The 255-nt window shown below is 52.5% G+C and carries 1 rRNA gene; it reads left to right on the top strand.

The features are described 5' to 3' along the window. Positions 1-255 (top strand): 16S ribosomal RNA (locus tag ACO0KY_RS19705); the annotation flags it as partial.

Below are 255 nucleotides of genomic sequence, written 5' to 3'. Positions count from 1 at the left end.
TCCTACGGGAGGCAGCAGTGGGGAATTTTGGACAATGGGGGCAACCCTGATCCAGCAATGCCGCGTGAGTGAAGAAGGCCTTCGGGTTGTAAAGCTCTTTTGTCAGGGAAGAAACGGTGAGTTCTAACACAGCTTGCTAATGACGGTACCTGAAGAATAAGCACCGGCTAACTACGTGCCAGCAGCCGCGGTAATACGTAGGGTGCAAGCGTTAATCGGAATTACTGGGCGTAAAGCGTGCGCAGGCGGTTATAT

Origin of the sequence: Undibacterium sp. Dicai25W, from assembly GCF_049340505.1 — a bacterium.
GTDB lineage: Bacteria > Pseudomonadota > Gammaproteobacteria > Burkholderiales > Burkholderiaceae_D > Undibacterium > Undibacterium jejuense.
The sequence above is the reverse complement of the archived record's forward strand: the minus strand, read 5'-3'. Positions and strand labels throughout refer to the sequence as shown.